Genomic DNA, 10,986 nt, shown 5'->3' with positions numbered 1-10,986 from the left:
GTGTGCATAATTGTGTAAATTACTATTACTTTTTTCTGGCAAAGCATTAAGTTTTCAAGGAACAGAGTAATTATTTATGTGCGAAGTTTTAGTTAGTAACAAATTCAATCAATAATTTTTGTACGTCCTCAGACATAAATGAATTTTCATGTACCTCATAACAATATTTGCATCTGAAATTACATTGTAATGTAGGGGCTATAGTCAAGCCTAATGAACTACTTCCATATCTCATAACTTTTTCAAAAAAATTCATATATCCAATTTCATCTTCATTATCATTAATGACAAATCCACCATTATATAAGTCTATCGACATTTTTTCGTCATAATCAGTATCATTATTCTTAATTTTTAAATATGTTTCATAATGGTCTTCATCAATTTTCGCATAAGCATTACTTAGTGAATTATATAAATATTTACTTCCATCAATATCAAGTTCAATTGTAAATTTTGATGGTTTCATTTATTATTCTCCTCACTCGTATAAATTCATTTATAATTTTGATTTTTAAACAAGGAGTTGCATTGATATTCATAGATGATTTTAGCTTAAAATTTAGCCAAGTCACTTTCGTAATTATTCATTAATCTATTTTAGTATTAAATATTCGTACATAGTTCATTTCTATTTCTTAAAAAGTAATTAGTATCGAATTCTTTTCACTCACATATATTAAAGTGTTGTTTGTAGCCCTATAATATGTCTTAACCATTACAAACAATTGAATTATTCAATGTTAAAGCTGGTGGATCCTCCAATGGGTGTATATAAAATAATAGCACTAAAGACATGAACATCATTATAGATAAAGTCAATATTTTCAATTTACTGTTCATTTGACATCCCCCTCCGACTAAAATTTTCTATTTGTTTATTATAATATCACTTATAAAAATAAAATGCAATATATTTTTAAAATTTTATTTCATTTTTAAAAGACATATCATATTTTGAATGTTCAAAAATGTCAAATCTGATAAATCAAAAATTAATTTTAACAATATATATGTATTTTATTTCGTGCAACAAATCCGCTAATTAATACTATAAAACCGCCTATTAACAGTACTGCCCTCACGCCAAAAAATTCTGCTGCAATACCCCCAAATGCTAATGAAATAATCGATGTTATATTTGTTAACATTGTATTCATGCTAAATGTCCTCCCAAGGTATTGATTATCACAATTTTCTTGTATAATCGTAGTCCTTGAAATGGAATATAATGCATTAAATATTCCATTAAAAAATTGTATCAAAATTGCTAAAACGAAGAATGTATTTAATGGAAATACAGCAGTAGAAATTCCTAACCCTATTAATCCTAACTTAAAAATAACATCAACTAGCACGTTTTTTAGATATTTATATAAAACAAGCGAAGTCAGTATCATTGCTAGCCCTTTGAAAGTAAGAATTACACCGTATCCCTGCGAATCTGTTTTTAAAAATTTATAAACATACATGATTAGTAATCCATTTAACATGCCAGCGGCTAATCCAACTATCGTATTTATTGATAATGTATTGAAAATTATACAATTACCCTTTATATACTTTAATCCTTCGATAAATGAAATTTTATCTGTTTGATACAATTCTACATCCTTTTTGGACCCATATTTATATAATTTTATCAAAAAAATCATTATCATGGATAATAGAAATGTCAAGGAATCAATATAAAAACAATATTTAATATCAAATTTTGAAATAATAAAGCCACTAATTGAGGGTCCTAATACCATCATTAATGAACTATATGAACTGCTTAAACTATTGACTTGTCTTAATCTATCTTTTTTAACTAGTTCCGGCAATATGCTATTTTTAGCTGTATCATAGAATATAGAAATAGTAGATACAATAAAAATTATAATAAAAACATATTCTTTAAAAAAAGGTATTAAAAAAACTAAAATAGCTCTTAAAAAATCTCCTAAAATTAAAATTTTCTTCTTATTATAAATATCAACTATTTTCCCGGCAAATACTCCAAATATTAATGAGGGCAATAGCATCATAATAGACAAAAACGACATATCTACAGATGAGTTATTAATGTTGTACACTAAGGTTAAAACAGCAATTCTATCTATCCAATCCCCTATATCAGAAATTACCTGTGATGATATGAAAAGAAAAATATTTCTACTCATATTTTTCCACCTTTATAATTATTTCTTTATCAACAAGTTCATCAATAAAATTTTTAATTGTATATTTTGCAGAATCTATATCGTCTCCTGTGAATTTACAAACATTGTAGATAATGTCATCTAAATTTTCATATTTTATTGCAAACTCGAAAATAATATATCCAATATCATTCATTAACAACGTCTCATTTTTTTGAATTATATAATAAATACTCTTCATCATTTTCTTTTCTAATAAAAACGTAATTATTCTTTTTATACCTCAATTAATTCTCCTCCTCAATATTCCAACACCTATTATCAAATCCATTTAAAAAGCCTGTAGTATAATATGCATATGCTCTGCATCCGCCCATACACATATTAAAAATTTTACATTTGTTACATTTACCTTGAATGGATTCCAATTTCCTAAATTGGTTCATCGTATTTGAGTTTATCCAAATATCTGAAAAATCTTGGCATAGAATATTCCCGCATATAAAGCTTTTCTCTCTAAAATAAACACAAGGGGTAACATCGCCATTAGATTTTATATGAGCAATCACGTTTCCAGCTTCACATATTACTTTATTTTCATGGTTAATATATTGTAATAAGCTAATTTTATTGTTTTTTTTATCATTTTTTAATAAAACTGAAAGTAGCTTTTGTGGTTTTATAATCATTAAATTACCATTTTTACTTTCGTAATCTAATATAAGTTCGTAAGCTTTTTTTAGCTGTTGTGAAGTAGGGCAAAAAGATCTATTACCACTACCAACAGGTATAAAATCAATAAACCTTACTGCATCAACATTTAGTGATTTTGCTAAGTTTAACAAATCTAAAATATAATCAATATTCTCTCTCATTAACACCATAGCAATCGATATTTTAATATTATACTTTTTTAAGTTATTAATCCCATTTAAAGCCCTTGTAAAAGCTTCTCTTGATCTTCTTATTCCTGAATAAACTATTTTATTTGGTCCATCTAAACTAATTTGCATTAATCCAATATTATATTTGGACAACTCTTTGGCAATATTATCAGTAATCAACGTAGCATTTGTTGTTATGCGAGGAATATAACCTTTTTTTATCTAAATATGATAAAATTTGAAAAATATCATTTCTGACAAAAGGTTCACCACCTTTGATACTAATTTTAAACACACCAGCTTCAAATAATTTATCAATAATTGATTTGCATTCTTCTAAAGTTAAATCAGAAATGTTATCAGTTCCTAAAGAATTAGAACAATGTTTACATTTTAAGTTGCATTTACTTGTTATTTCCCAAGTTACCATTTCAGGAGCTTTTAAAATTCTATTCATTAAAACAGCTCTATCTAAAATAATTATAATCTGTTAAACTGTTTAAATTTTTTATATATATAACAAGCCTCAATTACAGATATTGTTTGAGGCTTGTTATATAACTCAAAAAATTTTAATGGACATTGTCACAGCCAACAACCATTTGCCTAATAATAGGTGATTTTTTCATAAAATTTCCTCATTCCATTGGGTTTAATCGCGCGATTTTATATAAATATACCATTAATGGTAAATATTATTTCAAAAATTAATTAAATTTAGAATATAACCCGAAAATCAAATAAACTATGTTAGTACTGCAACTATAATAGTATTGCCAAATTGTTAAACCATTATCATATTAAACGACATTACAAACACTCGAACTATTCAAAGTTAAAGCAGGTGGGTCTTCAAGTGGAATTACGTTAATTACAAGCGTCAAAACCGCAAACATTAATGTAAATAAAATTAGTATCTTTATTTTTTTATTCATTTAAATTTTCCCCTTTAAACCAAATTTTTTATATTATTGATTTTATTATATCAATATCAAAAATTAAATGCAATATATTTTTTTATATTTATTGCATTATAAAATTGATAAACTTTAGATCAAAATTGTGCAGACAAATGTAGCAGCTTCATTCCATTTATAAGTATAAAAAATGCTCCCCTTAAATTAAACTATCTATTTTAAGGGGAGCATATCACAAACATGGATATTTACAATTTTCAATACTTAAGAGACCTATGCCCTAATCCAATGGCAACTTCATTTAAGTTTAACATTCCAACAGCGAAAAACGCACAGACACAAAGGTGTTCGCCGTAAAATGCAATTCCGATCTTGCCACCTATATTAAGTCCCATAGCTTTATCTTTTAGCTGCATTATTGCCTCATGCGTTGCACCTGCAACAGCACCTTCACCTACATGGTTGTCCTCCACCACACCTTCTCTTTTTGCCGCTACAACTGCCCTTTCTATTATCTTTGAAATTGAATTAATGTATTCGCCGCCATAATCTACAGCCGCTACCTTGATACCCTCTTTCCCATACTTTTCCTTTAATGCAGCTTCATCCTCTCTCCTTGACATCGCCATCCTTATGGCTACTCTTGCAACATCTATGCTTCTTATTTCTTTCATACTCAATAGCCCTCTTTAAAGGGCACCTCCTTCATCATTTAAAATGCTTTTAGTATTATTTCGTATACAATAGGTATAAATATTGACGGAAGCAAGTTCCCAATCTTTATCTTCGTCAAATTCAGCATATTTAATGATATACCTATTATCAAAACACCACCAATGGCAGACATGTCCGCAATAACGTTAGTTGTCAACAAATCTTTAAGAAGCGATGCACACAAAGTTATAGAACCTTGATATAAAAGGACACTTATGGATGATATCATTACGCCTATGCCTAATGTAGATGCAAATATTATAGATGATATACCATCTAACATGGATTTTGCAAACAGTATACTGTGATCACCTTGTAGACCGTCTTTTAATGCACCTACAATCGCCATCGCTCCAATACAGTATATAAGACTTGCTGTCACAAAGCCCTCGCTTATCTTATTTTCACCGTTTCTCGATAATTTTCTCTCTAAAAAGTCGCCAAATTGGTTAAGCTTTTTCTCTATTTCCAGTAGTTCACCTACAATGCCGCCTATCGTCAAACTTATTATCACCAGTAACAAATTTTTGTACTTCAATGCACTGTCAAATCCTATTATCAAAACGCTTAAAGATATGGCTTGCATAACTGTTGACTTTATTCTATCCGGAATTCCAATTTTAAATAAAGTGCCAACAAAACTACCCACGACAATAGATGCTGCATTGACAAAAGTCCCGATCATCTAATTTTTCCTTTCTTTAAACACGTCTTTTGATACATGATCTTTTGCATAGTTAAAAAGGTACTGCTGCGCAAATCCAGATAAATCGCCAAACTTCTCTTTTGCAAAATTCTGCACATCAGAATTATTTGTCTTCCTTTTTAGGTATAAAAATTCTACAACTCGCTTTATCCAAACATCTGTCGGAAATGCCTCATATCTTCCGATAGAATAAAGCATGACACAGTCTGCAACCTTTGGCCCTACACCTCTTATGCTCATAAGTATATTACGTACATCGTAAGTATCGTAAAGCTGCAACTCAAAAAGATTTACTTCGTCATTAAATACTTTTAACGCTGCATCGATTATATACTTCGATCTGAATCCACATTTGCTTTTCTCTAACACTTCTATATCTGCCATTATGAAATCCTGAACTTTCGGAAAAGTGTAATACGTCTTATCCTTATAAACGATAGGGTGTCCCAATAACCTGCTTAAATTCTCTATGACTTTTTTTATCTGTGGAATCCGATTGTTCTGAGATATGATAAATGATATAAGTGTCTCCCACGTGTCTTGCCGCAAAATCCTTATGCCTTCGCCGTACTTTATGGCTGCTTTTAAAATCTCGTCTTGCGAAAGTATCTCTTTTATCTTGCCGTAGTCTCTGCCCAAGTCAAAGTAATCATACCATATATCATTAAAATCTGCCAAAGTGGTATTATCAATCGTCAATATATCTCCATCTAATTTTACATTTATTACTCTGTCAAATGCGACCCCCGTATAACTTCCATCATCTTCTTCATTCCATCTGAAACATTGTCCACATTCTAATGTCTCTTTAAGGTTAAAATCCTTAATTCCATGCACTATAACCTTAGAACCGGACTGCTCAACTAAATATCTCATTCTCCTCATCACCCACATATAGGTTTTTCACTGCCTTACTACATAATATTTACTAACCTCTACAATTATTATATAATTTTTTGAGGATAAAAAAAAGGCTTATTTGCCTTTATCAAGTATTTCTCGGGTTTTAAGTATCTTGTCATTTCCTTTTATATAAAGTGATTTAACGTGAATCTTTATGTCAAGCACATTTAAAGATGTCATGTACTCTACAACACTTTTTATCTTTTTTATAGCTCCTCTTAAAACGCTATTTATAGGCGTACCATGCACCATAACAATGTCTATTTTTATTATTATTCCTTCTGTGTAGTTCTCTGTTATGACTTTATTTATTTTATAGATGCCTTCAAATTTCTTCGCCTCATTCAATACAATAGAATTTATTACATTTTCAGAGATTGTGTATTTGCCAAGATAGCTGTAGTATGGCCTCACTACCGTCTTTTCAAAGTCTATCTCTTTTCGTCTAAATATCCTCAATGGATCTATAAAATATCCTGAAAAATGCTTTTTAACTTCAAATGTCGGTACAGGTATTACATGCATCCCTTCCTCATACCTTTTCTTTCTTGCAAGCTCTATCTCCTCAGAGGATAAGATGTCTTCTATATATATTCGCTCAGCAACAGGCGGTAGATTAAGCCTTTCAGCGATTTTATCCACCATTTTGTCAGACGTCCCTATTATCAATATTTTATCTGGATTTATTTCTTCAATTGATTTTTTAACCTCTCTGGCGTGCTCATCATCTGTAAAAATGGCTCTTCTTATAGCTGACAATTTTGTCTTTTCTCTTTTGGCAGAAACCCCTGATATGATCCTGTTTTCACATATTAAAAGTCCATCATCTATTATGTACTTTATACCGTATTTCCCTGCAACAAACGACGCATGATGACTTTTGCCGCTTCCACTGGCTCCAACAAAAGAATATACCTTCAATTGATACCCTCCATGATTAAAAATGATGACTATAGGTTATATTATACGGCAACAATTGTATTTTGCAATAAAATTTTAATTTTTCTTTTTTATGCTTAGTTTTACCAATGTCTAATGCAAGATACCATCAAATCAATGTGTCGATTAAAAGTTTTACGTTTAAGGCAGTTATAATCATAGCTAAAATAATTAAAACAGCTTTACTGGCTTTGCTATTTGCATAATCGCCCATGACCTTCTTCGATGATGTAAGATAAATTTGAGTAAACACTGTAATCGGCAATTGTATGCTTAGTATCATCTGAGAAAATATCAAAACCTGTAATGAGTCTTTAAATAAAAATATTACAATAATCGCTGCAAAAAGCGAGATAAATATTCCTGTAAGCGTGTGTTTGTCTTTTATGTTGTAAGGTTCTTTAAATATTCCAGCGTATATGGAACCACCTGCAATTCCAGATGTTACCGTTGACGAAAAACCTGAGAACAAAAGTGCTATTGCAAATACCAAAGATGCCTTCCCTCCAATGATTGGCTTCAAAAGCTCTCCTGCTTGCTCTAACATGTCCACAGCAATGCCTTTAGTGTAAAATGCCGCAGCCGAAAGAAGTATCATAGCACTATTTATGGCCCAACCTATAATCATCGAAAACAATGTATCAAGAAATTCAAATTTAAGCTGCTTTTTGACAACCGATTCATCCTGCAAGTTCCATTGGCGGCTTTGAATGATTTCCGAATGGAGGAACAGATTGTGTGGCATTACGACAGCACCTAAAACGCTCATGATTACAACCATGGAATTGTGAGGTATTGATGGGTTTATCCAACTTATAGCTGCTGCTTTCCAATCTATCTTCACCATGTATACTTCAAACAAAAATGAAAGTCCTATAAGTGACACAAATCCGATTATGATCTTTTCTAAACGCTTGTAAGAATTTGTATAAAGCACCAAATATATGACTAATAGCGCTAAAACCGCCCCAATTTTTACAGGTATATTGAAAAGCATCTTTAGAGCTATAGCTGTACCTAATAGTTCTGCTGTAGATGTAGATACTGATGCAGCAACAGCCGACAGCAGTATAAGCTTCGAAAGCCTGCTGTCTATAAATATAGATGTAGCTTCAGACAAACAGTAACCCGTGACAATTCCAAGATGTGCCGCGTTGTGCTGCAATATGATGAGCATTATTGTTGATAGTGTTATAACCCACAGCAGCTTATACCCATATATTGATCCTGCTGATACATTTGTAGCCCAATTCCCCGGATCTATAAAGCCTACCGTAACCAATATCCCTGGTCCGACGTATTTCAGAAAATTGACGAACGGTACGACACTTCTATCTTCCTTAAGAAAATCCCCAATGGTTTTTATAAATCTTTTCATGTTTGCCTCCAAGCAATACAAAAAAATAAATGGATTGTACCATTTATTTTTCTTCGACTTTAGCTTTAAGCAGATTTTCTTCATTTATTCTATACGATAATGTCAATAAGCTATCACTCAAATGTACATTTTCCAGTATTACGTCATCGGGAACTTTTAAATCTATAGGAGAAAAGTTCCATATAGCTTTTATGCCGGCTTTCACCAATCTATCAGCCATAATCTGAGAATTATCTTTTGGTATGCAAAGTATAGCAATGTCTATCTTATTTTTAGACAAAAAGTCCTCTAATGTTTCAACATCCATTATCTCTATATCTCTTATTTTAAGCCCAAACAATCTTGGATTAACATCAAAAATCCCTTTTAAGCTAAACCCAGTTCTCTCAAAATTTGTGTAGTTAGCTATAGCCTGTCCAAGATTACCTGCACCAATGATAATAGTGCTGTATGTCTTATCTAAGCCTAAAATCTTTGTCAGAGTATTGTAAAGCTCTTCTACGTTGTAACCATACCCTTGCTGTCCAAATCCACCGTAATTATTGAGATCCTGCCTTATCTGCGAGGCAGTCACGCCCATCCTTTCGCTTAACTCTCTGGATGAAATCCTTTTTACATCGTTCTTCAACAATTCTTCTAAATATCTATGGTATCTCGGCAATCTCCTTATCACAGGCATCGGCACTATTGTTTTTTTAGTCATAAAATCACCCCAGACAAAATCCTTAATAAAGAAATTATATTACATTGTAAATAATATGTCAACCTGGAAATATCTATTTTTTACTTAGCAGGTTCCCATTTGTTGTAATCGCTGTTCATTATCACTATGTCAACTCTCCTGTTAAGCTGCCTATTTTTATCGCTATCGTTTGGCACTATTGGCCGATACTCGCCATACCCTACAGCCGAAATTTTTGCCGGATCCATCTTTACATCATTCACCAAAATCTCAACCACATTTGTGGCTCTTATGACAGAAAGCTCCCAGTTTGAATGAAATTGATTATTGTTTATGGGCACATTATCTGTATACCCCTCAACGCGGATGTAATTGGGCATCGATTTTAAAATGTTTCCTATTTTTATCAATGTCTCTTTCTGGTCAGGTTTGACATCTGCTGAACCAGTATCAAATAGCAATGTATCATTTAGACTTATGACAAACCCTCTCTCGTCCACCTTGTAAGTCACCATGTTTTGAAGGTTGTACTGCTTTATAAGCTTGTCAAGCTGTGATGCAATCGAATTGTCGTTAGTGCCATTTGTACCTGTAGTCTTAATGCTGTCAAGTATGCTGTTTCCGCTTTGTTGCCCTATGACATAATTTGTCCCATCAAAAGTTTTACCAAGTGATGCAGCAATCTGCTGAAATTTCTGCGAATTAACAGTGCTTATTGTATAAAGCACTATAAAAAATATCATAAGCAGCGTTATCATGTCAGAATAAGTAAGCAACCATCTTTCACTGTTTTCCTTTTTCCCTTCATCTTCCTCATGCCTTATCATCAGCAATTTCACCTTTCACACTTTGTTCTTTTGCTTTAGCAACTGATTCCCTTTCAACTACAAATGTCAGCAATTTCTTCTCCACGATCTTAGGATTCTCGCCAGCTTGCAGTGAAAGGCTGCCTTCTAAGATTATCTCCTTTTCCGTCTTTTTGATCTGCGCTTTATTTTTAAGCTTATTACCTATAGGCAGCCATACAAGGTTGGCCATGCTTACACCATAAAGTGTAGCTATAAAAGCAACAGCTATTGAAGGCCCCAACTTGTCTGGTTCACTGAGATTTCCCAAGACGTGAACAAGTCCCATAACCGTACCTATGATACCCATTGTTGGAGAGTATCCTCCAGCAGCCTCAAAGATGCTGGCTTCTCTTTTCAGCTCTTTATCTTCTATGTATATCCTATTTTCCATAGTAGTCCTTATAAGCTCAATATCCGCACCATCTATGACAAGCTCAATACAGTCTTTTAAAATAGGATCGTAGTTTTTAATTTCATCTGACTGCAACTCCTGTTCAAGGCTTAAAAGCCCTTCGCTTCTGGCTTTTTGAGCGAGATATACAAAATACTTGATTATGTCACCGTATTTGTTACCTTCTTCTTTAAAAGCCTTCCCAATCAATTTCGGAAGCTTCAACATATCTTTCATCGAAAAAGAGGTCATAGTAGCACCTATCGTTCCACCTAAAACTATAAGTGCTGCCGATACACCTATTAAAGATGCAACACTTCCACCCTCCATGACAAATGCTAAGATGAGAGAGCCAAACCCTAACAAAATCCCCAATAACGTCGAAAAATCCATACACATTCACCTCGTTAATTTTGACATATATAATATCGGCAACAAAACCATAAAAATTAAATATCAATTTCACTTTAAATAGGACAT

14 protein-coding genes are annotated in these 10,986 nt (G+C 32.1%); all 14 read right to left on the bottom strand.

The window, feature by feature from the left end; translation table 11 throughout:
• Window positions 1-88: 88 nt before the first annotated feature.
• Window positions 89-469, bottom strand: a complete 381-nt coding sequence (locus HNR52_RS09640; RefSeq protein ID WP_435620460.1) for a hypothetical protein — start codon at window positions 467-469, stop codon at window positions 89-91.
• A 242-nt stretch (window positions 470-711) separates the two neighbouring features.
• On the bottom strand, window positions 712-843 hold the full coding sequence (locus HNR52_RS09635) for a hypothetical protein (protein ID WP_435620459.1): 132 nt from the start codon (window positions 841-843) through the stop codon (window positions 712-714).
• 158 nt (window positions 844-1,001) lie between these two features.
• Window positions 1,002-2,165: an MFS transporter gene (locus HNR52_RS09630; protein ID WP_435620458.1), complete on the bottom strand. Its 1,164-nt coding sequence runs from the start codon at window positions 2,163-2,165 to the stop codon at window positions 1,002-1,004.
• Window positions 2,158-2,340 (bottom strand): hypothetical protein, encoded by a 183-nt coding sequence (locus HNR52_RS09625; protein ID WP_435620457.1) that lies wholly within the window; start codon window positions 2,338-2,340, stop codon window positions 2,158-2,160. The genes HNR52_RS09630 and HNR52_RS09625 overlap by 8 nt, the downstream gene beginning before the upstream one ends.
• 91 nt (window positions 2,341-2,431) lie before the next feature.
• Complete coding sequence (locus HNR52_RS09620) at window positions 2,432-3,208, bottom strand: SPASM domain-containing protein (protein WP_435620456.1); 777 nt, start codon at window positions 3,206-3,208, stop codon at window positions 2,432-2,434.
• Window positions 3,198-3,485: a radical SAM protein gene (locus tag HNR52_RS09615; protein ID WP_041592068.1), complete on the bottom strand. Its 288-nt coding sequence runs from the start codon at window positions 3,483-3,485 to the stop codon at window positions 3,198-3,200. The genes HNR52_RS09620 and HNR52_RS09615 overlap by 11 nt, the downstream gene beginning before the upstream one ends.
• Window positions 3,486-4,202: 717 nt before the next feature.
• Entirely contained in the window at window positions 4,203-4,619 is a 417-nt protein-coding gene (locus tag HNR52_RS09610) for a HutP family protein (RefSeq protein WP_435620455.1), read from the bottom strand.
• 38 nt (window positions 4,620-4,657) lie between these two features.
• Window positions 4,658-5,344, bottom strand: coding sequence for a DUF554 domain-containing protein (locus HNR52_RS09605; protein ID WP_435620454.1), 687 nt, complete (start codon window positions 5,342-5,344; stop codon window positions 4,658-4,660).
• The gene (locus HNR52_RS09600; RefSeq protein ID WP_435620453.1) at window positions 5,345-6,241 is read right to left on the bottom strand and encodes a DNA-3-methyladenine glycosylase family protein; all 897 of its coding nucleotides are present in this window, start codon (window positions 6,239-6,241) and stop codon (window positions 5,345-5,347) included.
• 99 nt (window positions 6,242-6,340) lie between these two features.
• Window positions 6,341-7,189 carry an Asp23/Gls24 family envelope stress response protein gene (locus tag HNR52_RS09595; RefSeq protein WP_013787474.1) on the bottom strand — a complete coding sequence of 283 codons (849 nt, stop codon included), beginning with the start codon at window positions 7,187-7,189 and terminating at the stop codon, window positions 6,341-6,343.
• A 127-nt stretch (window positions 7,190-7,316) separates the two neighbouring features.
• Window positions 7,317-8,585: an Nramp family divalent metal transporter gene (locus HNR52_RS09590; protein ID WP_435620452.1), complete on the bottom strand. Its 1,269-nt coding sequence runs from the start codon at window positions 8,583-8,585 to the stop codon at window positions 7,317-7,319.
• Window positions 8,586-8,628: 43 nt separating this feature from the next.
• Window positions 8,629-9,288, bottom strand: a complete 660-nt coding sequence (locus HNR52_RS09585; RefSeq protein ID WP_013787472.1) for a redox-sensing transcriptional repressor Rex — start codon at window positions 9,286-9,288, stop codon at window positions 8,629-8,631.
• Window positions 9,289-9,368: 80 nt separating this feature from the next.
• Window positions 9,369-10,094, bottom strand: coding sequence for an OmpA/MotB family protein (locus HNR52_RS09580; protein ID WP_435620451.1), 726 nt, complete (start codon window positions 10,092-10,094; stop codon window positions 9,369-9,371).
• Window positions 10,081-10,899: a flagellar motor protein gene (locus HNR52_RS09575; RefSeq protein WP_013787470.1), complete on the bottom strand. Its 819-nt coding sequence runs from the start codon at window positions 10,897-10,899 to the stop codon at window positions 10,081-10,083. Before HNR52_RS09575 ends, HNR52_RS09580 begins: the two co-directional genes overlap by 14 nt.
• Window positions 10,900-10,986: the final 87 nt, after the last annotated feature.

Origin of the sequence: Thermoanaerobacterium thermosulfurigenes, from assembly GCF_051201035.1 — a bacterium.
Taxonomy (GTDB): Bacteria; Bacillota; Thermoanaerobacteria; order Thermoanaerobacterales; family Thermoanaerobacteraceae; genus Thermoanaerobacterium; species Thermoanaerobacterium thermosulfurigenes.
Note: the sequence above shows the minus strand (reverse complement) of the source record. Positions and strands in the feature narration are given on the sequence as shown.

Coding starts and splice junctions, on each gene's coding strand:
- HNR52_RS09610 (WP_435620455.1), bottom strand. CDS start 4,619: ATGAAAGAAATAAGAAGCATAGATGTTGCAAGAGTAGCCATAAGGATG.
- HNR52_RS09590 (WP_435620452.1), bottom strand. CDS start 8,585: ATGAAAAGATTTATAAAAACCATTGGGGATTTTCTTAAGGAAGATAGA.
- HNR52_RS09630 (WP_435620458.1), bottom strand. CDS start 2,165: ATGAGTAGAAATATTTTTCTTTTCATATCATCACAGGTAATTTCTGAT.
- HNR52_RS09635 (WP_435620459.1), bottom strand. CDS start 843: ATGAACAGTAAATTGAAAATATTGACTTTATCTATAATGATGTTCATG.
- HNR52_RS09615 (WP_041592068.1), bottom strand. CDS start 3,485: ATGAATAGAATTTTAAAAGCTCCTGAAATGGTAACTTGGGAAATAACA.
- HNR52_RS09600 (WP_435620453.1), bottom strand. CDS start 6,241: ATGAGATATTTAGTTGAGCAGTCCGGTTCTAAGGTTATAGTGCATGGA.
- HNR52_RS09580 (WP_435620451.1), bottom strand. CDS start 10,094: ATGATAAGGCATGAGGAAGATGAAGGGAAAAAGGAAAACAGTGAAAGA.
- HNR52_RS09605 (WP_435620454.1), bottom strand. CDS start 5,344: ATGATCGGGACTTTTGTCAATGCAGCATCTATTGTCGTGGGTAGTTTT.
- HNR52_RS09625 (WP_435620457.1), bottom strand. CDS start 2,340: ATGAATGATATTGGATATATTATTTTCGAGTTTGCAATAAAATATGAA.
- HNR52_RS09585 (WP_013787472.1), bottom strand. CDS start 9,288: ATGACTAAAAAAACAATAGTGCCGATGCCTGTGATAAGGAGATTGCCG.
- HNR52_RS09575 (WP_013787470.1), bottom strand. CDS start 10,899: ATGGATTTTTCGACGTTATTGGGGATTTTGTTAGGGTTTGGCTCTCTC.
- HNR52_RS09640 (WP_435620460.1), bottom strand. CDS start 469: ATGAAACCATCAAAATTTACAATTGAACTTGATATTGATGGAAGTAAA.